At 58.0% G+C, this 21,924-nt stretch carries 23 protein-coding genes; 4 read left to right on the top strand and 19 right to left on the bottom strand.

Translation table 11 applies throughout. The features are described from left to right. Positions 1 to 159: 159 nt before the first annotated feature. The 11 genes from otnC to F8N80_RS08210 all read right to left on the bottom strand — a co-directional run bounded on the left by otnC (position 160) and on the right by F8N80_RS08210 (position 8,443). A complete protein-coding gene (gene otnC / locus F8N80_RS08255; protein ID WP_150747883.1) occupies positions 160 to 798 on the bottom strand; it encodes a 3-oxo-tetronate 4-phosphate decarboxylase in 639 nt (212 codons plus the stop codon). Beyond that, on the bottom strand, positions 795 to 2,093 hold the full coding sequence (gene otnK / locus F8N80_RS08250; protein WP_150783658.1) for a 3-oxo-tetronate kinase: 1,299 nt from the start codon (positions 2,091 to 2,093) through the stop codon (positions 795 to 797). Before otnK ends, otnC begins: the two co-directional genes overlap by 4 nt. A 20-nt stretch (positions 2,094 to 2,113) precedes the next feature. Further along, positions 2,114 to 3,010: an L-threonate dehydrogenase gene (gene ltnD / locus F8N80_RS08245; protein WP_150747885.1), complete on the bottom strand. Its 897-nt coding sequence runs from the start codon at positions 3,008 to 3,010 to the stop codon at positions 2,114 to 2,116. Beyond that, on the bottom strand, positions 3,003 to 3,170 hold the full coding sequence (locus tag F8N80_RS31130; protein WP_191632885.1) for a hypothetical protein: 168 nt from the start codon (positions 3,168 to 3,170) through the stop codon (positions 3,003 to 3,005). Before F8N80_RS31130 ends, ltnD begins: the two co-directional genes overlap by 8 nt. Before the next feature lie 260 nt (positions 3,171 to 3,430). Then, complete coding sequence (locus F8N80_RS08240; RefSeq protein WP_224790661.1) at positions 3,431 to 3,649, bottom strand: arginine N-succinyltransferase; 219 nt, start codon at positions 3,647 to 3,649, stop codon at positions 3,431 to 3,433. Positions 3,650 to 3,670: 21 nt separating this feature from the next. After that, positions 3,671 to 4,609, bottom strand: coding sequence for a citrulline utilization hydrolase CtlX (ctlX, locus tag F8N80_RS08235; RefSeq protein ID WP_150747886.1), 939 nt, complete (start codon positions 4,607 to 4,609; stop codon positions 3,671 to 3,673). Between the two features lie 252 nt (positions 4,610 to 4,861). Further along, positions 4,862 to 5,341: an Lrp/AsnC family transcriptional regulator gene (locus F8N80_RS08230; protein WP_007974731.1), complete on the bottom strand. Its 480-nt coding sequence runs from the start codon at positions 5,339 to 5,341 to the stop codon at positions 4,862 to 4,864. Between the two features lie 12 nt (positions 5,342 to 5,353). Beyond that, positions 5,354 to 6,115, bottom strand: coding sequence for an ABC transporter ATP-binding protein (locus tag F8N80_RS08225; RefSeq protein ID WP_007986657.1), 762 nt, complete (start codon positions 6,113 to 6,115; stop codon positions 5,354 to 5,356). Between the two features lie 56 nt (positions 6,116 to 6,171). Further along, positions 6,172 to 6,882: an ABC transporter permease gene (locus F8N80_RS08220; RefSeq protein ID WP_150783657.1), complete on the bottom strand. Its 711-nt coding sequence runs from the start codon at positions 6,880 to 6,882 to the stop codon at positions 6,172 to 6,174. After that, a complete protein-coding gene (locus F8N80_RS08215) occupies positions 6,879 to 7,646 on the bottom strand; it encodes an ABC transporter permease (RefSeq protein ID WP_440131182.1) in 768 nt (255 codons plus the stop codon). Before F8N80_RS08215 ends, F8N80_RS08220 begins: the two co-directional genes overlap by 4 nt. 17 nt (positions 7,647 to 7,663) lie before the next feature. Next, positions 7,664 to 8,443, bottom strand: coding sequence for a transporter substrate-binding domain-containing protein (locus F8N80_RS08210; RefSeq protein WP_150747889.1), 780 nt, complete (start codon positions 8,441 to 8,443; stop codon positions 7,664 to 7,666). Positions 8,444 to 9,077: 634 nt separating this feature from the next. On the opposite strand from F8N80_RS08210, the gene F8N80_RS08205 reads away from it, so the two are divergent. Both F8N80_RS08205 and alr read left to right on the top strand, forming a co-directional pair. Beyond that, on the top strand, positions 9,078 to 10,124 hold the full coding sequence (locus F8N80_RS08205; protein ID WP_150783656.1) for an ornithine cyclodeaminase: 1,047 nt from the start codon (positions 9,078 to 9,080) through the stop codon (positions 10,122 to 10,124). Positions 10,125 to 10,151: 27 nt separating this feature from the next. Then, positions 10,152 to 11,390, top strand: a complete 1,239-nt coding sequence (gene alr / locus F8N80_RS08200; RefSeq protein WP_150783655.1) for an alanine racemase — start codon at positions 10,152 to 10,154, stop codon at positions 11,388 to 11,390. A 162-nt stretch (positions 11,391 to 11,552) separates the two neighbouring features. Here the strand turns inward: alr and F8N80_RS08195 are convergent, their stop codons facing one another. Further along, the gene (locus F8N80_RS08195; protein WP_150755298.1) at positions 11,553 to 12,242 is read right to left on the bottom strand and encodes a GntR family transcriptional regulator; all 690 of its coding nucleotides are present in this window, start codon (positions 12,240 to 12,242) and stop codon (positions 11,553 to 11,555) included. Between the two features lie 326 nt (positions 12,243 to 12,568). Between F8N80_RS08195 and F8N80_RS08190 the strand changes: the two genes are divergently transcribed. Beyond that, a complete protein-coding gene (locus F8N80_RS08190) occupies positions 12,569 to 13,303 on the top strand; it encodes an amino acid ABC transporter ATP-binding protein (RefSeq protein WP_150783654.1) in 735 nt (244 codons plus the stop codon). 23 nt (positions 13,304 to 13,326) lie between these two features. Here the strand turns inward: F8N80_RS08190 and F8N80_RS08185 are convergent, their stop codons facing one another. The 7 genes from F8N80_RS08185 to F8N80_RS08155 all read right to left on the bottom strand — a co-directional run bounded on the left by F8N80_RS08185 (position 13,327) and on the right by F8N80_RS08155 (position 20,449). Continuing rightward, entirely contained in the window at positions 13,327 to 14,439 is a 1,113-nt protein-coding gene (locus F8N80_RS08185; RefSeq protein ID WP_150783653.1) for a CapA family protein, read from the bottom strand. A gap of 91 nt (positions 14,440 to 14,530) precedes the next feature. Beyond that, positions 14,531 to 15,487, bottom strand: coding sequence for an ornithine cyclodeaminase family protein (locus F8N80_RS08180; RefSeq protein WP_150783652.1), 957 nt, complete (start codon positions 15,485 to 15,487; stop codon positions 14,531 to 14,533). A 43-nt stretch (positions 15,488 to 15,530) separates the two neighbouring features. Continuing rightward, positions 15,531 to 15,920, bottom strand: coding sequence for a RidA family protein (locus tag F8N80_RS08175; protein ID WP_008018114.1), 390 nt, complete (start codon positions 15,918 to 15,920; stop codon positions 15,531 to 15,533). Between the two features lie 11 nt (positions 15,921 to 15,931). Then, positions 15,932 to 17,023: an amino acid ABC transporter permease gene (locus F8N80_RS08170; protein ID WP_150746341.1), complete on the bottom strand. Its 1,092-nt coding sequence runs from the start codon at positions 17,021 to 17,023 to the stop codon at positions 15,932 to 15,934. After that, on the bottom strand, positions 17,013 to 18,149 hold the full coding sequence (locus F8N80_RS08165; RefSeq protein ID WP_150746391.1) for an ABC transporter permease subunit: 1,137 nt from the start codon (positions 18,147 to 18,149) through the stop codon (positions 17,013 to 17,015). The genes F8N80_RS08170 and F8N80_RS08165 overlap by 11 nt, the downstream gene beginning before the upstream one ends. Positions 18,150 to 18,211: 62 nt before the next feature. Beyond that, positions 18,212 to 19,234: an amino acid ABC transporter substrate-binding protein gene (locus F8N80_RS08160; RefSeq protein ID WP_150746342.1), complete on the bottom strand. Its 1,023-nt coding sequence runs from the start codon at positions 19,232 to 19,234 to the stop codon at positions 18,212 to 18,214. Between the two features lie 210 nt (positions 19,235 to 19,444). Then, positions 19,445 to 20,449 carry a LysR family transcriptional regulator gene (locus tag F8N80_RS08155; RefSeq protein ID WP_150746343.1) on the bottom strand — a complete coding sequence of 335 codons (1,005 nt, stop codon included), beginning with the start codon at positions 20,447 to 20,449 and terminating at the stop codon, positions 19,445 to 19,447. Between the two features lie 159 nt (positions 20,450 to 20,608). Between F8N80_RS08155 and F8N80_RS08150 the strand changes: the two genes are divergently transcribed. Then, positions 20,609 to 21,913 (top strand): MFS transporter, encoded by a 1,305-nt coding sequence (locus F8N80_RS08150; RefSeq protein ID WP_150746344.1) that lies wholly within the window; start codon positions 20,609 to 20,611, stop codon positions 21,911 to 21,913. The last annotated feature ends 11 nt before the right edge of the window (positions 21,914 to 21,924 follow it).

The following is a 21,924-nucleotide window of genomic DNA, read 5'->3' as shown; positions in this document are numbered from 1 at the left end:
CGGGTCTGCCACTGGATCTGAACATGCCGCAGTGAAGGTGAGTCATGTTGGATTTCCTGTTGTTATTGTTTTTTCAGGCAAGCCGGGTCCGTCGAGAGTCGCTGTGCGTTTCCCGGACAGGGCCTGCAGTATCGTTTTAGGTCGTGTTACGCCCGCGCTTTACCAGTGCGCACCGAAGGTGTCTCGCAGTTCGTTCAGCGCCGCCTGATCGAGCGGTTCAGGTTTTGGATTGCTCATCAACCAGAGCCGCGCGGTTTCCTCAAGCTCTTCCAGGGCGTAGCTGGCCCTGGATACCGAACTCTCCCAGACCACCGGGCCAAGTCGTTCGAGCATTACGCCGCGAACGCTATTGGCCAGCAGGGCGACCTGTTCGGCAACCTTCGGCGAACCGGGTCGCTGGTAGCCAATCAACGGGATATGCCCGACTTTCATGACCTGATACGGCGTCAGCGGCGGCAGAATGTCGTCCGCCTGCCAGACACCGGCCAGCGTCAACGCCACCAGATGGGTGGAGTGGGTATGCACCACGCCGCCGACATTCGGGTTGCGGTCGTAGACCTGGCGATGCAGCGCCAGGGTCTTTGAAGGCTTGTCCCCGGACACCCATTCGCCGGCCAGGTTGACCTTGGCGATGGTCGCCGGATCGAGACGCCCGAGGCAGACATCCGTCGGCGTGATCAACCAACCATCGTCCAGGCGCGCGCTGATATTGCCGGCGCTGCCGACGGTGTATCCACGCTGGTAAAGGCTGCGGCCAACCTCACAGATTTCTTCGCGCAGGGCGTTCTCGTTACTCATTGCGCACCCCCGGCCTGGGCGAGTTGGTTCAAGGCTTTACTGAAGAAATCCCGGGCACCGAAGTTGCCCGACTTGAGTGCCAACGCCAAAGGTTCGTCAGTACTGCTGACGGTCGCCGGTACACCTGGATCAATCTGCGCGCCAATCTGTAGCAACTGCACGCCCAACGCCTGGACCACAGCACCCGAGGTTTCTCCGCCAGCGATCACGAAGCGGCGCACGCCGCTCTGGCGCAGGCCTTGGGCAATTTCGCCAAAGGCGTTTTCCACCAGGCTACCGGCCTGCTCGACACCCAGTTGCTGTTGCACCAACTTGACCTCTTCCGGGGAGCTGGTGGCGTAGATCAATACGGTTTGGTCGTTATCGCGGGCGAAGGCCAAGGCTTGCGCCACCACCGGCTCGCCAGCCGCCAAGGCCAACGGGTCAATGCGCAGGGCTGGCCGGCCAGCTTCGAGCCAGGCGGCCACTTGCCCATTGGTGGCGATCGAAGCACTGCCCGCCAACACCACTTCCCCGCCGGACACCACCGGGAGTCTGGAGGCATCGAGGTCGCGCAGCTTGCCGGCACGACGGAAATTATCCGGCAGGCCCAGGGCCAGCCCCGAACCACCCGTCAACAACGGCAAATCAGCACAAGCGGTACCCAGGGTATATAGATCGCTATCCGACAAGGCATCAGCGATGGCCATGCCGACACCCTGAGCCCTCAGTTCAGCGATTTGCGCCCGCACCTGCTCAGCGCCGCGGGCAATGGTGTCATAGCGCAACAGGCCGACGTTCAGGCGGGTCTGCGCTTGCAGCACCCGAACCAGATTGGCATCGGTCATCGGGGTCAACGGGTGATGCTGCATGCCCGACTCGCTGAGCAACTGATCCTGCACAAACAAGTGACCGCGAAAGATCGTCCGGCCATTCTCCGGGAATGCCGGGCAAGCCAGGGTGAAGTCGCTACCCAGTGCGGCCAGCAGTGCTTCGCTGACCTGGCCGATATTGCCGGCCGCGGTGGAGTCGAACGTCGAGCAATACTTGAAAAAAATCTGCTCGCAGCCTTGTTCGCGCAACCAGGCCAGCGCGGCGAGGGACTGTTCGACCGCTTCGACCACTGGCGTGGTACGCGACTTCAGGGCAATGACGATCGCATCGGCATCAAGCCCGGCAGCCACTTGCGCGCTCGGGATGCCGATGCTTTGCACGGTGCGCATACCGCCACGCACCAGCATGTTGGCCAGGTCCGTGGCCCCGGTGAAATCGTCGGCTATGCAGCCCAGCAGCGGGCGTGCGGTGGATGTTGTCATGGGGTGTTCCTCAAACGGACTCAGGACTTGGCAGTCGGCAATTCGATGCCCGGGAAAATTTTGATCACCGCCGAGTCGTCCTCACGGCCGAAGCCTGCACTGGACGCCTGCATGAACATCTGGTGAGCGGTGGCCGACAGTGGCAGAGGGAATTTGCTGGCCCGGGCGGTATCCAGCACCAGGCCCAGGTCCTTGACGAAAATATCCACCGCGGACAACGGCGTGTAGTCAGCCTTGAGAATGTGCGGAACGCGGTTTTCGAACATCCAGGAATTACCGGCGCTATGGGTAATCACTTCGTACAGCGCATCGGCATCGACCCCTTCACGCAAGCCCAGTGCCATGGCTTCGGCAGACGCGGCAATATGTACCCCGGCGAGCAGCTGGTTGATGATTTTGACCTTCGACCCCAGGCCATGAACGTCACCCAGGCGATACACCTTGCCGGCCATGCCCGCCAGGATCGACTCAGCCTTGGAATAGGCGTCGGCCGGGCCCGAGGTCATCATGGTCATCTCGCCAGCGGCAGCCTTGGCGGCGCCACCGGAAATCGGTGCATCCAGATAGAGCAGGCCCACCGCGGCCAGGCGCTGGCCAAGATCCACGGCGTAAGTCGGAGCGACTGTGGCGCAGCCGATCACCAGGCTGCCCGGCCGCAGAGAGGCCACGGCCCCACCCTCACCAAACAATACGGTCTCGGTCTGCTCGGCGTTGACCACCACGGTAATGATCACGTCACACTCAGCGGCCATGTGCGACGGTGACAGGCAAGCCACACCGCCCTCCCCGGCAAACTGCTCCGTTACGGCAGCGCGCACATCACAGGCATGCACATTGAAACCGCTGCGCAACAACGAGCGGGCGATGCCCAGCCCCATCGCGCCCAGACCGACTACACCGACATTCTTGTTATTCATGGGGTACTCCAGAGGAAAGCAGCGACTGCTTCAGCGTCAGCAAGGTGCAGACGTTGGCCGCGTTGTAGATAGGGCTTCGGCAGACAGGATCAGCACCGAGCGGATATACCCGATGAGAGGAGCTGTCGTTCAGCACGTGAGTCGGAATCTCATCGAACATCAAGGCGGTCCTGTTGTTGTCGTGTTATCCGGTTGTCATACCGGCTGGGCAGATAATCCACCAATGAACGGATTATGTGAAGTATTTTTTCGGAATAACATATTTTAACATCATCCCGTCACACAGAAAGAACAGGCACCGCTCTCCCTGCGGAAAATACGCATCTGATTCTGGAAACCCGTTTACGGAACTGTGAATGACGATGGTCGCGACTGATTACAATCGGCCAAAAGCAGGCGGGACGCAGAGAGTGACTCGCCCTAAGGGATGTGGGGCTCGGCAAACGGGCGGTTACGGATCAGGTAAGTCGCCGCTTGCTGCCCCGGTGTGCCAATGCTCAGTTGCAGCACCTGGCTGTCGCGCACCGCAGGGATGGCCGCGGTGGCGGATTCGATCTGCGGGCCACCGTCGAAGATGTCGATGCCATCCCGGTGTTCGCAGCCTTCAGCCTTGACGGCGATGAAGGTCTTGTTGCTCATCAGGCGTTGCAGGACGAACGATCATCGCAGTTGCTCCCTGGCATCCTGCTGTCTGGGCAAAAACACCTCGGCCAGCATGCAGCGCGCGCTGCCGCCACCGATGCGCTCAATGGTGTCGATGTTCACCGGCAACGGCGTGGTGTGCGTTTCGATCAAGCGACGCTGATCGGCGTCCAGGGATTGCCAGGCTGTGCGCGACATCACCAGCAGCGGCTCGCCCGCCGCGTTGTGCACTTGCAGCATGTTGCCGGCGAAGGATTCCAGCTGCGCCCAGTTCAAGGTGATGACCTGTTTGCCGCTGGTTTCGAGCCGTTTACGCAGCGCCTCACGTTCGTCCGGTTGGGGCACGGACGCCAGGCAAACCACCGCCAGGCGGGTGCCGACACTCATCATCACGTTGGTGTGATAAATCGCCACGCCTTGGCGGTCCACCGCGTTGAACGCGCACAGTTCATAGCCCAAATGGCTGACCAACCGATCCAGGGCCCGGGCGTGGGTGCGGGTTGAATACCCGGCGTAGCAAATCCGCTGCTGGCGATCCAGCACCATGCTGCCGGTGCCCTCCAGGAAAACCTCCTGCTCTTCGAGGCTGGACAGGTCCAGTACCTGCTCGACCCGGAATTGGTCCAACAATCCGTCGAGTACACCTTTGTCCCGCTCCAGACGCCGGTTGTGGCCCTGCATCGGGTACAGCACCAGGGTGCCGTCCGGGTGGCTGCTCCACCAGTTGTTGGGGAAGATCGAGTCCGGGGTATGCGGCGCTTCGCGGTCGTTATGCACCAGGACCTCGACGCCGTGCCGACGCAACGCGTCAACATAGCCATCGAACTCGGCAAGGGCCTTGAGTTGCACGTCTTCAGCAACGGTTGCCGGACGCTGGAAACGGTTGTTCGCCGCTGTGTCCTGATTGAAGGAGAAACGTGTCGGGCGAATCATTAGAACCGTATTGGTGGTTTGCATGGGCACAGACTCAATGAGGGTCGAGAGAGGCTCATTGTCTGTTTTGAAGTGGGAAAAACCCGGTTGATAACGGCTTTGGCGGTGATGAAAACGGCTGAAGATTCTGACCCTTCAGCCGATTCGGTGAACAACACAAATCAAATGTGGGAGCGGGCTTGCTCGCGAAAGCGTCGTGTCATCCACCATCAATGTGGACTGACACGACGCTTTCGCGAGCAAGCCCGCTCCCACAGGTTCTATTGCGTTTGATGCTTACTCCATGGTGGTCTTGACCATCGCCAGCTCCGGGTGGCTGACCAGTTTGTCGATGTGCAAATCCGGGTCGTCAAACCAGACTTCGGTCAACACCCGGTAATGCTCCATGTCACGGCAGCGCATGCGCAGGCTGTAGTCGAACGCGCCGCTGATCAGGCGACATTCCAGCACCTGCGGGCAGGCACGGACCTTGGCCTCGAAGGCCTTTTGCGCCGCGCGTCCGCTCTGGTTCGACAACGCCACCAGCACCAGCAATGACAAGCCCGGTGTCAGTTTCTTCTCATCGAGAATCGCACCATAGCCGCGAATGACCCCAAGCTGTTCCAGCTTGCGTACCCGTTCCAGACAAGGCCTGGGGGTCAGGTGCACGCGCTCGGAAAGCTTTTGATAAGTGATGCGCCCTTCGTGGCGCAACACTTCAATGATTGCCTGATCGATACGATCAAGCACGATCGACAGATCGCGGATATCCGCCATGTACGCCTTGCCTCACTTCAAACGACCCGATAGAAATTGCTGCAAACGTTCACTGTTTGGCCGGTCGAGTATCGTAGCATCACCCTGCTCCTCGACCCGCCCCTGATGCAAGAACAACACCTGGCTGGAGACCTGCCGGGCAAAGCCCATTTCGTGGGTCACCATCAACATCGTCCGGCCTTCTTCGGCCAGCGCCTGAATCACCTTCAGGACTTCGCCGACCAGTTCCGGGTCGAGCGCCGAGGTGGGCTCGTCGAACAACAGGATTTCCGGTTCCACCGCCAGGGCACGGGCGATCGCCACCCGTTGTTGCTGCCCGCCCGACAGAAACGCCGGGTACTGATCGGCCACCCGTTGCGGCAGGCCGACCTTGTCCAGGTACGCCCGTGCGCTCTCTTCGGCGGCCTTGCGACTCATGCCCAGGACTCGACACGGCGCCAGCACGATGTTCTCCAGCACGGTCAGGTGACTCCACAAGTTGAAATGCTGGAACACCATCGCCAGTCGCGTGCGCAAACGCTGCAACTGCTTCGGGTTAGCAACGCGCATGCCACCGACGCCCTGACGGGTGAGGACTCGCTCGCCATCCAAGGCAATAGCGCCTTCGTCCGCCCGCTCCAGAAAGTTGATGCAGCGCAGCATGGTGCTTTTGCCCGAACCGCTGGCACCGATCATGCTCACCACGTCCCCTGCCCGTGCGTTCAACGAGACGCCCTTGAGCACTTCGTTGTCACCAAAACGTTTATACAGATTTTCAACCGTGAGTTTGTACATGCGAGTACTCCTGGAGCGGCACGCTTATCGGCACCGCTCTGGATGAATGATGAAAGTCAGTGGGCCGGGCCCAGAAAGTTCAGCCAGCGTTTCTCCGCCAGGCGAAACGCCCCGACCAGCCCGAACGAGAGCGTGAGGTACAGCAGACCGGCAATGCCGAATGCCTGGAACGTCATGAAGGTCGCCGCATTGGCGTCTCGGGCGATTTTCAGGATGTCCGGAATCGTTGCGGTAAAGGCCACCGACGTCGCGTGCAACATCAGGATCACTTCGTTGCTGTAGTACGGCAGCGCACGGCGCAGCGCCGAAGGCAGGATCAGTTGCAGATACAGGCGCCAGCCACTGAGGCCATAGGCATGTGCCGCTTCGATTTCACCGTAGGGAATACTGCGGATCGCTCCGGCGAAAATTTCCACGGTGTAAGCGCAGGTGTTGAGGGTGAACGCCAGCAGGGTGCAATTCATTGCATCGCGGAAAAACGCTTCGAGCAATGGCTGCGAACGGACCACAGCGATGCCGTAGATCCCGCTGTAGCAAATCAGCAACTGGATATACAACGGCGTGCCGCGAAAGATGTAGGTAAACAGCTGGACCGGCCAACGCAAAACACCCCAGCGCGAGACGCGCAAGATCGCCAGGGGCAGCGACAGGAAGAACCCCATGGTAATGCTCGCCACCAGCAACCACAGGGTCATCGCCAATCCGGTGAAGCTTTCACCGTCGCTGAACAGAAAGGGTTTCCAGTATTCGGCAATCAACTCGATCATCGCGCCATCCCCCGTACACCCTGGTTGTAGCGCCGTTCCAGCACGCGCAAAACATAGTTCGAAGCGCTGGTGATCAGCAGGTAAAGCGCTGCGGCCAGCAGCAGGAAATCAAGCATATTGAACGTGCTTTTGCCGGCCTCCTGCGCGACTTTGACCAGGTCCGACAAACCGATGATCGATACCAGCGCCGTGGCCTTGAGCAGCACCAGCCAGTTGTTGCCAAGGCTCGGCAAGGCAAAACGCATCATTTGCGGGAACACCACGAAACGAAAGCGCTGCCAACGGTTCAGGCCAAAGCACGCCGCGGCTTCCTGTTGCCCGCGCGGCACACTCAGAATCGCCCCGCGAAAGGTCTCGGTGAAATACGCACCGTAGATGAAACCCAGGGTGATGATGCCGGCCACAAACGGGTCGATTTCCATGTAGGGCCAGCCCATGGCCTCGGTCAGGCTGCTGAGCCAGCCTTGCAGGCTGTAGAAAATCAGCAGCATCAACACCAGGTCCGGCACGCCTCGGATCAGCGTCGTGTAAAAAGTCGCCGGTAGATTGAACAGCTTCAGCGGCGACAGCTTGGCCGCCGCGCCGAGCAGCCCCAACGCCATGCTCACCAAAAGCGCGAGCGCCGACAGTTTGAGGGTGACCCAGGTGCCGTGCAGCAACAAAGGGCCATAGCCTTGCAGGGCCGAAAGGTCGACCCCCAGAACATTCAGGAAGGAATTCACGCCAGTCACCTGTCTTGATGCGCCCCGGTTGCTGCTACACATCGATCGGGGCGCGAGGATCAGTTGTTGTAGAGGTCCAGATCACCGAAGTGTTTCTGCTGGATCTGCGCGTAGATGCCCTTGTCGTGCAGGGCCTTGATGGCGGCATTGAGCATGCCTTTGAGCTCTTCGTTGTCCTTGCGCACACCAATGGCGATTTCTGACGGCACCAGTGGGTCGCTGATGCCTTCACTGTTGTGGAAGTCCGCCCCTTGTGGCGAGGTCAGGAAACTCATCTGCGCTTGCAGCTTGTCCTGGATCGACGCATCGAGACGGCCATAAACCAGGTCGGCATAGACCTGGTCCTGATTCTGATAGGCCCGCAGTTTCACCCCGCCCGGACCCAGTTTGGCCTTGGCGTAGGTTTCCTGAATCGTGCCCTGCATGTAACCGATGGTTTTTCCGCGCAGCGATTCGGCGGTAGGCAGCAGTCCGGAGTCTTTGCGGGTGACGATGGCGGTCGGTCCGGCGTACAGTCGATCGGTAAAGTCGATCTGTTTTTTGCGCGCGTCGGTAACGGTCATCGAAGATTCGATCGCATCGAACTTACCGGCTTTGAGTCCCGGAATCAGCCCATCGAAGTCATTGCTGACCCATACGCAGGTCAGCTTCAACTCGGCACATATCGCATTGCCCAGATCCACGCCGAAGCCCTGAACCCCGCCATCGGCCGTGGTGGATTCAAAGGGTGGGTAGCTTGGGTTGACGCCAAATCGCAGCTCCTTCCATTCCTTGGCGCTTGCGCCCGTGGTGCAGCACACCAAAGCGAGTGCCGGCAAAGTCAGCCATTTGATGTTCATCTTCTTGAGTCCCGGATTATCTGGATTTATCGCGATCCGGCGCTGGCGTCGGACCACACTTTTTTGACAGGGGCAGAGAGTCGATGCGGTCTTCACCGCAGCCGTTTTTGTTGTTGTTTTCGACCGTAAGCAGCCAGTCGCCGGAGTTGCATTCCATCTCAGGCAGCGAGCGACAAGCGCTTGAAACGGACCGTCAGAATGCCAATTTCCGGGGTGGCGCTGGTGTCGTAACGCCTCGCTCAAACAGCGTAACTGCGCTGAACGAAGGGCTTTCACAGCCGATTCTGTCGTCTGCCGTAAGTCACTGTTTCTCCACGGGATGGGAGCGGCACAGGACATGTGAGGGTCTTGGAGGCCTTCTTCATCTGCGCAACTGATGCTTCGTGAAGCACATGGCGTTTGCGCCGTGCGAGCGAGGTCCGAGCGGTCACTTTGTCACCCGGCCGATTCCGCTGTGCACGCTCTGTTTTTCGACTTCTCGCGCTGTATCCAGGGTCAGTATTGGCCGAAATCTTCTCTCCATTGCCTCGACAATAGATCCGTTGCAAATACATGGACCACCTCCTGAGTTTCAGTCGCCAAAGCGAAAGGTAGTCCAGACCGGCACACCCAAAAACGCCCAAAGGAACCCAATATGACCCGTTACATTGACGTCAATGATCTGAGCCGTCTGGTGCAGGAAAAAGGCTTGCCGCGTTGCCTGATCGAAATGGCCGAGTACATCCGTCAAGACTACGTACGCTGGCCGGATTTCGAAAAATGCGCGCGCCTGGCGAACCACTCACCCGAGGGCGTCATCGAGCTGATGCCAGTGTCTGATGCAGCGCTCTACGCCTTCAAGTATGTCAACGGACATCCGAAGAACACGCACAATGGCATGCTGACGGTCATGGCGTTTGGTGCACTGGGAGACGTCAATACCGGCAAGCCTGTTTTACTGAGTGAAATGACGCTGACTACCGCCATTCGCACCGCTGCCACTTCTGCACTCGCGGCCCGCTACCTCGCCCGACCGGACAGTCGCCGCATGGCACTCATCGGCAACGGCTCACAAAGCGAATTCCAGGCCCTGGCCTTTCATACATTGTCAGGCATTAATGAAATCAGCCTCTACGACATCGATCCTGCCGCGACGGCGAAGCTGGTAGCCAACCTGCGGGCCTACCCCGCCATACAGGTGACCGTTGCCAAATCCGTCGCGGAAGCGGTACGTGGTGCCGATATCGTGACCACGGTCACGGCCGACAAGGCATACGCAACTATCTTGACGCCGGAGATGATCGAGCCTGGGATGCACCTCAACGCTGTGGGCGGTGACTGTCCCGGCAAGACCGAGCTGCACCGGGACATCGTGGAGCGTGCGCGGGTCATGGTTGAGTACGAACCGCAAAGCCGCATTGAAGGCGAAATACAGCAGATGCCCGTCGACTCACCGGTCATCGAGTTCTGGAAAGTCATCAATGGCCAGACTCAAGGTCGCCAGCACGCCGAGGAAGTCACCTTGTTCGACTCGGTCGGCTTCGCCATCGAGGACTACTCCGCCTTGCGCTATGTGTTGGATGTTGCAAGAACACTCGACATTGGCAGCGACATCCAACTGGTGCCGGAGCTGCAAGATCCCAAGGACCTGTTCTCGCTGCTGCAGCCTTCAGCACCAGCCGACGTAAGGCTTCGGGCTTAATACCTTATCCAGTATGGAAGACTCGATATGCCACGTTTCATGCTCAGCACGCTGACGCTCGCCCTGGCCTTGACGACAATGATGCCGGTGGTCAATGCCGCCCCTTTGCTCGACCCCACACCTGAACATCCTCGCGCCGACAATCAATCAGGCCAGGCCAACACTTGGCTGGAGATAGATCAAGCGGCCTTCGAAGGGAACATCACCAAGCTCCAGCAACGGCTGGCGGGTAAAAGCCAGATGTGTGCGGTGATGAAAGCCGACGCTTATGGAAACGGCATTGGTTTACTGATCCCTTCCGCCATCCGGATGGGGATCAACTGTATCGGCGTGGCGAGCAACGAGGAGGCGCGTGTTGCACGGGAAAAAGGCTTCAAGGGACGCCTGATGCGTTTGCGCAGCGCTACCGTTGAAGAGGTCGGGAATGCACTGCGCTACAACATCGAAGAACTGGTCGGCAACCTGGAGGTTGCACGTCAGCTCAATGAACTGGCCACCCGCAAGGGCGTGAAGCTGCCTGTTCACCTGGCGCTGAATTCGGCGGGCATGAGCCGCAACGGTCTGGAAATGAGCACGGCCGAAGGAAAACAACAGGCGGTGGATCTGACCCGGCTGGATCACCTGAACATCGTCGGAATCATGACCCACTTCCCGGTCGAAGAACGAGAAGATGTGCTTCAGGGACTGGCCAAATTCAAGGAACAGTCCGGCTGGCTGATCGAGCACGCCAAACTGGACCGCAGCCGGATCACCCTGCACTGCGCCAATACCTTCACCACCCTTGAGGTGCCGGAAGGTTGGCTGGACATGGTTCGCCCAGGGGCTGCGCTCTATGGTTACCCAGTGGGTGGGCATAACGAATTCCAGCGGGTGATGCAGTTCAAATCCCGGGTCGCGGCAGTCAACGCCTACTCGGCGGGCAGTTCGATCAGCTACGACCGCACCTTTACCCTGGGCAAAGACTCGTTGATCGCCAACATCCCGGCCGGTTACTCCGACGGTTATCGAAGAGCGTTCTCCAATAAAGCCTCAGTGCTGATCCACGGCCAACGCGCGCCGGTGATCGGCAAGGTCACCATGAACACGCTGATGGTTGACGTCAGTGGCATCAAGGGCGTGCAGCCGGGAGACGAGGTCGTTCTGTACGGTAAACAGGGCAATGACGAGATTACCCAGACGGAGCTTGAGACCATCAACGGCGCATTGTTGGCGGATCTCTACACGATCTGGGGCAACTCCAATCCGAAAGTATTGAAGTCCAGATAAGGAGAAAAAAAGAAGGTGCGCAGGCTAAACGCTGCGCCCCTGTGGGAGCGAGCCTGCTCGCGATGGACGTTAACGATAACGCGTGTTTTCTGAATAAACGCGCCGTCCTCGAGTCCATCGTCGGAACGCCGCCCGAAGCAATCGAGTGTCGACCGGCTGCTCCTACACCTCAAAGTGGTCCTTCAGGTACTCAGCCGCCTCATCCGATGCTTGCTTGAGATGCGTTGTCATCAACGCAACGGCCGCCTCCACGTCTTTTGCCCGGTACGCCGCGAGGATCGCACGGTGCTCGTCCTGGCTATCAATCCCTGCGGATCGCAACTGCATATAGATGTGCGTATAGCGCTGCGCAATGGTGTGCGCACGGGTGATCATATTTTCCAGGTGTTTCATTTGCGCAGGTGCATAAAGCGCCGTATGCAGCGAAAGGTTCCATTGACTGCTCAGGAGAGGATCCTGAACTTTCTCGAACTCATCGATGATGCGTTCGACAGCATCGAGTTGCTCCGGTGTCGAGAGCGGTACCGAATGGCGGACGGCCAGCGGCTCTAAAACCGCTCTTAACTCAAAGCACTCATTCATTTCATTCAGGGACGGCGGTGTCACCATGAAGCCCCGATTCGGCATGAACTGGACCAGTCCCTGACCTTCAAGCTCGCGCAGCGCCTCGCGAACCGGCACCTTGCTGGTGTTGAGTTCGGTAGCGATCAGGTCCTGACGAAGCGGTTCGCTGCCGGAAAGCGCGCCGGTGACAATCGCTTCCCTGATGACAGCAGCCACAAACTGGGGCGCGGACACACGTGCCAGCGGAATCAGACCTGCAATGTATTTCAGTGGTGATTGGTTAGACATATGACACTAAGTGGCCAGGAGCGATTTAAAGGCGTGTCTGGGGTTGGCAGATACGAGTAACAACTACATCATTATGTACAACCGTATACGATTATACGAAAACGAACAAGGACGGCATCCTCAGCCCTGCCCCTCGAACGGCAATCCAGTCCCTCTCCCCATTCATCTGAAATACGAGCCTGATTCATCGCTTTGTTGTTGTTGTTGGCGAATCAGTAATCGTATACTTTCTACAGTAGGAAGGAGTTGGAGACACCCTGGTTAGCCGGTTGCGATCAGGTCCTCGTCCCTCTTGCGCCATCTGCAACCACATCAGGACAACCACCGTGATCAACATAAAAAATGTTTCCAAGTGGTACGGCAACTTTCAGGTACTGAGCGACTGCTCGACCGCCATACAAAAGAGTGAAGTCGTCGTGGTGTGCGGCCCTTCCGGTTCTGGCAAATCAACGCTGATCAAAACGGTCAATGCACTGGAGCCCTTCCAGAAAGGCGAAATTGTCGTCGACGGCATCAGCCTCTCGGACCCGAAAACCAACCTGCCCAAGCTACGCAGCCGCGTCGGCATGGTGTTTCAACACTTCGAGTTGTTTCCGCACCTGTCCGTGACGCAAAACCTGACACTCGCCCAGATGAAGGTGCTGGGCCGTGGCCAGGACGAGGCGCTCAAACGGGGTTTGAAGATGCTCGATCGTGTTGGCCTGAGCGCCCACAAAGACAAGTTTCCAGGGCAACTTTCAGGTGGCCAGCAGCAGCGCGTGGCCATTGCTCGTGCGTTATCGATGGACCCGATCGTGATGCTGTTTGACGAACCCACCTCGGCCCTGGACCCGGAAATGGTCGGCGAGGTTCTGGACGTCATGATCAAGCTGGCAGACGAGGGCATGACCATGATGTGCGTCACCCACGAAATGGGCTTTGCCAGGAAGGTCAGTGATCGCGTGATTTTCATGGACGCGGGAAAAATCATTGAAGACTGTAAAAAGGAAGCGTTCTTCGGCACCCCCGAAGCACGCTCCCCGCGTGCCAAGGACTTCCTCTCCAAGATCCTGCAACATTGATCACTCGGAGTTGCCAGGGACTCCTACCAAAGCAACTCGAAGGCATTTTTCGCGCCCGGCTGGATGCTGCTGCCTAGGCGTGCGCACTCCCGAGAAAGGGTGTCATGCAGCCATTGACGGTCATCCCCTTCGGCGCGACAGAGGCGAAAGCGCCGCAGGCGGGTGGGTATCAGCTCCAGCGACTGCAGGTGCCCGCCCGGCTCCAGCGAGGCAAAGTATAGAAGCCCCAGGTCGCCGCGAAAGGCTGTGTGGCCCTCGATGCCTTCGTAATCGTCCAGAAGATCACCGCAGCCATAGAGAATCAGGCGTTCGCGGTACACCTCGATGCCCTTGACGTGGTGCGAGGAGTGCCCGTGCACCACGTCAACTCCGGCCTCGTCGATCAAGGCATGGGCGAACCGGACTTGCTCGCGCGGGATATCGAACCCCCAGTTACCGCCCCAGTGAATGGAGGCGACCACCAGATCCCCCGGCTTTTTGCCCTCGAGAATCCGTTTGGCCACCGGGCGCAGGCTTTGCATCGACAGATCCTCCAGCCGCGCGACGCCCGCGCGCCTCTCCGTGGCGACCCAGTCCGGCGCGATGCCGCTGTCGGGTGCGCCGAGGCCAAACACCAGCAAGCGCCGCCGGCCAGGCTGCGACAGCACGGCGGGCGCTTCGGCAGATTGCCGGTCGTGCCCGGCGCCGGCGCTGCAGATACCGTTGCTCGCCAGGGTCTCCAGCGTGTCGGCCAGGCCGGCTGCGCCCCAGTCCAGCACATGGTTGTTGGCCAGCACGCAGCAGTCGATGCCGGCTGCGCTGATCGCCGGGAAGTTCTCCGGGCTCATGCGGTAATTGATGCCCTTTGGCTCCGGCCGTCCGCGGCGGGACACTGCAGTTTCCAGATTGATGATACGTGCGTGTGGCTGGCGAAGTTCGAACTCATCCAGCGCAGCACCCCAGACATAGGGGAAATCGACTGGACGGGGAATCGGGCCATTGCGTCGTTCTGCCAGCCGGACATAATCGTCGGCATCCTTGACGTAAGCTTCGTACAGCCGCGGATCGCCAGGATGCGGCAATACTGCGTCGATGCCGCGGGCGGTCATGACGTCGCCGGCGAGAAACAGCTTCAGCGTATCGGTAACGGCGGCCATGGCAGCCTCCCAAATAATAAGCCGGGGGATGTTTCCATCCCCCGGCTTATTATTACGCTGAAATAGGCAGAACGACTTTCCAAACCTCTACTCAGTTGTTCTTCATATGCAACTGATAAAGCTCATTGGCAATGGCGATATCCTCCAGCCCCAATCCGATCGAGCGAAAGAAGGTATGGCGCTCGGGATCGGGAAGTCGGGCGACTCCCGTCATCAGCTCCGGCAAATCTCCGCAAATACTCTCGGGCAACCAGCCATGCTGGTCTTTTGCCAGGAGCATCTCCCCTGCACTGTCGGGCGTCGTAGCCCGGTAATCGCAATAGACATTCATGTTCAGCAAGGACTCAGGCGGCACTTCATGTGCCAGGGGCGCATTGGTACAAATGGACGTGATCAGCGCCGGCTTTTTCAGCATGGCGGGGTCAAGCACCGTTCGACCGGCCGAGGTGCACAGCATGATGACATCCGCATCATCGACAGCACTGGCGAGTTCGGCATGAATACTGACGCGCGGATCGATGTCCCGGAGTGCCTGTTGCTCGGACGCTGGTAGAGAGCCAATATTCGGTGAGTACAACCTGATATCCCCCCACTCGCGCAGTGCCAGGACATGCCGGGCATGAGCCTGACCCAGCCGCCCTGCTCCCACCACGGCCAGTTTGCTGACATGCGCGGGCGCGAGCAAATCGACGGCGAGTGCTGTGGTTCCCGCCGTTCGCTCAACCGTCAGTTGTCCCGAATCACAGAGCAAGCGAGGTTGACCGTCATCCATCGACATCATCAACGTCCAGGCCGTCACCAGGGCCCCTTCCGGACGCGGGATGTAGGGCGAGAGCTTTGCGCCAAAGACCCGCTCTTCGCCAAGCGTTCCCAGATAGCTGATAAAGTTGCCTTGCCCATTGGGAAACGGATTGCGCAGTTGTGGCGGTTGCACCGCCTTTTCCTGTGCCAACGCCAGGAACATGCGACGCAATGCGGACAGCACATCAATCTGACCGATGAGTTTGGCCACTTGAGTTGCATCAAATACGGCAATGTCATTTTTCATCGAATACATTCCTTCATCGAGCATCTGACAGAAAATCCGATCTCTAAAGATGGGCGACCACATCGATTTCAATATCAAACGGAAACGGCCAAGGCTTGACTGCAACGAATGAGCGGACGGGTGGATTCTCAGGGAAATACTTGCGGTACACGGCGTTCACCTCGTCCATCATCGATGGATCCGTCACGAAGATCGTGGTTTTCACCACGTTATCGAGGCAGGACCCTGCCGATTCAAGAACAACTTTCATCACCTGCAATACCGCGTGAGTCTGTTCAACAATCGTGCCTCGAACAATATTCCCGGTCAACGGATCGAGCGGCGGCAGGCCACAGGTATAGAGCATCGAACCCGAGCGAATCAGCAAAGAGGTCGGAGTATTCAAACGTCTGAGCGCGTCAGATAAAAACGGTACTTCTATTATTTCTTTCATGGATTTATCCATTATTGATACAGGCGGGCCCTACGCTCACGTTCAATCGACGCGACGTAGTGTTGGATATACATGCAGATAACGAAGTAGATGACGCCGACAAACAGATAGAGCTCCTTGTAGAACCCTTGCCAGTTTTCGTCATAGAGGCTTGATCTTGCCGATCCAAGCAAATCGAAAAGTCCGATGATCATCAACAGCGAGCTGTTCTTGACGAACGCGATGGCGATGTTGGCGATCGGTTGCAGCGAATGGGCGATGACTTGCGGCAAGATGACGTAGGCATGACTGCCCCAATAGCCGAACCCCAGGCTTGCCGACGCTTGGCGCTGGCCGACTGAAAGTGCTTGCAGGGCACCGCGCAAGGCTTCGGAAAAGTAAGCGGCGGTAAACAGCGAGAGACCGATACCTGCCCGAAAAAGCTTGTCGAAAATAAGCTCGTCCGGAAGTATCAACGGAATGATCGCAAAGGTCATGAAGACAATGGTGATTGCCGGAACACTGCGGATGAGATCCACATAAAGCCGGCACGGAACAGAGACCAGCGGCATCTGCGACCGACAACCCAACGCCAGCAGCACACCCAGAGGGAACGCACACACAAGGCCGGCAATGCTGATCAGCAGGGTAATCGGCAGTCCGCCCCAACGCGCACGATCCACTGATTCAAGACCGAACACTCCGCCACTCATCAATAGATAACCAATCAACGCGGCCAATACCCACAGCACAATGGACACTGTGTGATGGCGGACTCGAAACAAACACCAGAGCGCAACCGCCGCGATCAATGCAACGAAGGTGATCGGACGCCAAAGCGATTCCGGAGGATAGGCCCCGAACAGGATGAGATTGAGCTTGGTGCCGATGAACGCCCAGCAAGCGCCTCCGTTCTGGTGGCATAGCGCGGCATCGCCGCTAAAGGTTGCATCAAGCAACAACCATTTGAAGATACCCGGGCCCACCAAAACCACGCCCCAAAGAAACAGGGCGCCGAGCACAATCCGGCTTGGCATACCTGCGCCCAGGCCTTTGAGGCGCTGGATCAGCGTTAGGGGTGCGGGAATCGACACTTGGGCACCATTATTCAGATCACCAGGCATAATGTTTCTCCCAAAGACCGATTATCCGCGTGGTAATGATGTTTACCGTGACGTAAACCAGCATGAATATGCTGATCAATTCGATGGCCTGGCCCGTTTGATTCATGGCGGTATTTCCCGCCGAGACCAGTTCCGGGTATCCAACGGCGACACCGAGCGAACTGTTTTTCATCAGGTTCAGCAGTTCACTGACCACCGCCGGCATCGCGATCCGGAACGCTTGTGGCATCACGATGTAACGCAGCACGCCAAAGTGCGTCAGGCCCAGTGCATAACCTGCTGCAACCTGTCCCTGAGCAATGGACTGCACGGCCCCACGGATCGCTTCGGCTATATAGGTGCCCGTGTACACCGAGAGCCCGATGAACATACTCATGAACTCGGGTGAAAAGTGCCCACCGCCGCCGATTGAAAACTTGCTTGCTGCGGGCCATTCAAATGTCATTTGCCCGGACCACAGGGCATAGGCCGTGGACACAAACGCAATCAGGCTCAGGAGTATCAGCAAGGCTCCCGGGTTTTTCAGTGTGCTGCCACCGGTCCGCACGCTTCTGAGGACAAACGCTACGACGGTGCAAAAGATCGCAACGATCGCTGTCAATGCGAAGGGAGACGGCCATGGGAAATTGATCCCACGATTACTGATGAACACACCCGGTACTGGTTCCAGAGCCTCCCGGACTACCGGTAGACCGTAAGTAAAAACAGCGAACCAGAAGAACAGCTGCAACAGTAGCGGTGTATTGCGGATTGTCGAGACATACACTTTGGCAATGCGTCTGGCCAGGCCGAATTTTGACAACTGCGCCAGCGCCGCCAATACCCCGAGCAGCACGGAGAACACAATGGCGCAAAACGCCACTTTGAGCGTGTTCGAAAACCCCGCAAGCAAGGCGTACGCATAGGACTTGTCACCGCTGAAAGCAATCATGCTTTCGCTGAGGTCGAAGCCGGCGCGAGTCCACAGAAAGCCGAACCCGGTATTGATCCCTTTCTGTGTAAGGCGCTCGTTGATCACGTGCCCGAAATACCAAACCGCAATCACGACAGCCGTGAGTACTACAAGCTGGACCAACAACGTGACTGCCCGGTGCTGGTGTTTAACTGCGCCATCTCTTGCCGACATGACCTTCACCTCTCGTTTCTGATTCGCCATCTATGCGGCGTTTGAGCCATTCACATCACGGATCAGAAAAGCGGGGCGTACAGCAGACCACCGTCCGACCACAGGGAATTCTGGCCACGCTTCATCTGCAAGGGCGTATTTGCACCCACGTTGCGCTCGAAGATTTCCTTGTAGTTGCCTACCGCGGAGATGACATTGATCACCCAGTCATCCTTGAGACCCAGCCCTGCCCCAACGCCAGGTGTTACACCCAACAGGCGCCGGACGTCTTCGTTGTTACTGGTGAGCATTTGTTTGACGTTTTCTTTGGTGATACCCAGTTCTTCTGCGGTAAAGGTCGCAAAAACTGTCCACTTGATGAGGTCTGCAAAGTGCTTGTCATCGCCTCGCACGACCGGACCCATTGGCGACTTGGAGATCACATCAGGAAGGATGGCGTAGTTCTCAGGGTTGCCCGAGTTGAGCCGGATAACCGCCAGCTGCGACACATCGCTGGTGATCACATCACAGCGGCTTGCGAAAAAGGCGGAGAAGAATTCAGTCCCGCTTTCGATCACCACAGGTTTGAACGAGATCTTCAGCTTGTCGAAGAAATTGCGCACCACATACTCGCTGGTGGTGCCCTGCTGAATGCAGACCGTAGCGCCATCGAGCTCCGCCGCCTTGGTGACGCCCAGTTTCTTGTTGATCAGAAAGCCCTGGCCATCGAAGAAATCCACCACCGGAAATTGCAGGCCCATCGTGGTATCGCGCGTCAGGGTCCAGGTGGTGTTTCGGGAGAGAACATCGACTTCGCCGTTCTGCAGCGCCGTGAAACGTGCCTGATCGGACAGCGGGACAAACTTGACTTTCGGCTTCCCGAAAATCGCCGCCGCAAATGCTTTGCAGAAATCCGCATCAAACCCCTGCCAATCACCTGCACTGTTGGGCGCACCAAAGCCGACCAGGCCAGGGTGCACACCACAGACAAGCACTCCACGCTCGCGAACTTTCGACAAGGTATCGGCCTGTACCGGTGCAGAAATTGCCAATGAGAGCCCCAGGGCCGCTGCGGTAGATGCGAAAAAAACTCTTAGACGTGTCATCAGCTTCTCCACTCGGTAGAAAGTATACGATTTCAAGCTATATGACTTTAAGAGCGGCTGTCAAGCCGCAAGAAGGGGCACGTCGGTCAATATTTGGAGTGTAGATCGGGTGTGTTGCGAGGTGACTGATCACCGGCGTATGCCGCGAAGGCTCAAGCAGCCTTGCGGGAATGCGCAGACCACCCGTCACCGATGATGCCAATCAATACGTCAGTCTTGCTTGCCGACTTCCTGATCAACGGATTGTTCTGCGACTGCAATGGCATGCTGGAAACTTTCAAGAAATACAGTTTCTGCATGGGTCATTTTTTGCTCGCGGTTCCATAACAAGTGAATGTCTACATCCGAAACACCATCCCTGGGCGGCAGGCGCCAGAGCATGCCGTTGTACAGGTCTACATCGAGTAAGTGCTCTGGCAAACAGCCGATACCAAACCCTGCGATCACCAACCTGCGGATTTCTTCAAAGTTTGATGACGAAGCGACGATCCTGCCGGTGAAGCCCTGTTGGTCGCGAAACACGGTAAGCGGCGAAAGATTGCCGCCAATCTGATCGCTTGTGAAGCTGACAAAATTTTCCCCTTGCAACTCAGCCAGATCGAGGCCCCGCTTGCCGAAAAAACGATGGCGTTTGCCGCAAAAAAAGGCATATCGCTGACGTATCAGGCAACGCTGCTCAAGCTTGGGTTGAGCAATGCGACATAGACCGACACCGGCGGTGGCGGTCTTCTGCATCAGCGAACTGAGAATGTCGGAGCTGCGCAGAACCTCTATTTCCAACTCCACACGCGGGTGGTTGAGATGAAAACTCGCAAGAAAATCATCATAGACCGTCGATTGCACCCGGCTGATCGAGAGCAGGCGAACCTTGCCCACCACATCATCCTGGGGGCCTTCGATGGCCGAGCCGATGCGCGACACGTTGCCGTACATCTCTTCGGCAATTCGCAGCACTTCCTCTCCCGCCTCGGTGAGATCGAAGCGTGGCCCCTTGCGCGAAATCAAGGCGCACTCCAACTGCTCTTCCAGCCGCTTGAGCGATTGACTGACAGCCGATTGGGTAATGAACAGCCGCGCTGCAGCGCGACTGATGCTCCCTTCCTGACCAATGGCCAGATACGTGCGCAACAAGTTCCAGTCCAGACGATCATTGAGGAAACGCCGCCCTCCCCATCTCGCCTGCATCAGCTCTTCATTGGTGTTTTTGCTGCTCATCTTGACGTCCATTATTAGCACGACTTAATCGGCGATTAAGAATTAGCAAATTGCTTAATTATGGAGGCTACGAGATAAAGCACGGAAGCGCCAGAGGGACAGAGCGTTACCGTGATCCGATTGATCCCTGTCGGAATAATAATTAAAGAAGGGCCTTGCATGCGTACTCACACCAACCAGCCACGTCGCGCAGCGGCTGCAGCCTTCATTGGCACGACCATCGAATTCTACGACTTCTACATCTATGCCACCGCGGCGGCACTGATCCTGGGGCAAGTGTTTTTCCCCAGTTCGGACTCCATGCTCAGTACCCTGGCCGCATTCGGCACCTTTGCGGTGGGCTTTATTGCCAGACCCATGGCCGGCATGGTCTTCGGCCATCTGGGCGACCGCCTGGGACGCAAAAAAATGCTGCTGTTCACCATGCTGCTGATGGGCCTGGCAACCACCGCCATCGGCTTGTTGCCCAGCTATGCCAGCATCGGCATCTGGGCCCCGATCGGTTTGATCGCACTGCGCATCATCCAGGGCATTTCGGTGGGCGGTGAATGGGGCGGTGCCGTGCTGATGGCCAGTGAGCACGCCCCGGCCAAGCGTAAGACCTTCTACGCATCCTTCGCCCAATTGGGCAGCCCGGCGGGTTTGTTGTTGGCATTGATCGCCTTCCGCCTGGTGACCTCGCTTTCACCTGAGGAATTCGCCGAATGGGGCTGGCGCCTGCCGTTCCTGTTCAGTGGTGTGCTGATGATGATTGGCCTGGCGATTCGTTTTGGCGTGCAAGAGTCTCCGGAGTTCAAGGCAATCGCCGACAAGGGCGAAACCGTACAGTATCCGGTACTTGAGGTGATTCGCACCTGCTGGCGGCAGATTCTGTTCGCGGCGGCTGCAGTGACCATCGGCTCGGCCGGGTTCTTCTTCACCAACACGTTCATGATCACCTATGTCACGCAGTACCAGGGCATTGCGCGCTCGACGATTCTCGACTGCCTGTTCCTGGTCACAGTGATCCAGTTCATCTCCCAACCCATCAGCGCACTGCTGGCCGAGCGCATCGGTGAGGGCCGCTTCCTGAAGTTGGCCGCCCTGCTGTCCATGCTGGTCCCCTACCCCATGTTCCTGCTGGTCGGCACTCAGAACATCGTCCTGATGACCCTCGGCATTGCCATGGCCGTGGTCGTTCTGTCTGGCCTCTATGCGGTGATCGCCGGTTACATGGCCCAGGCGTTTCCAGCGCATTTGCGCTACTCGGGAATCTCCATCGCCTATCAACTGATCTGCGCCATCGCCGGGGGATCCACCCCCATTATCGGCACCCTCTTGGCCAGCCACTATGCCGGCCAGTGGATGCCATTGGCGATCTTCTTCAGTTTACTGGCTGCCCTGTCGCTGATCGGCGTTTGCGGCCTGGCCCGGCTGCGCGGCGAATCCACCACCACTGTCGCCGCCACCCAATTTGCGCATTAACAAGGAGCTCA

Source organism: Pseudomonas fluorescens (assembly GCF_902497995.1).
In the GTDB taxonomy this organism is placed as follows: Bacteria; Pseudomonadota; Gammaproteobacteria; order Pseudomonadales; family Pseudomonadaceae; genus Aquipseudomonas; species Aquipseudomonas fluorescens_BK.
The sequence above is the reverse complement of the archived record's forward strand: the minus strand, read 5'-3'. Positions and strand labels throughout refer to the sequence as shown.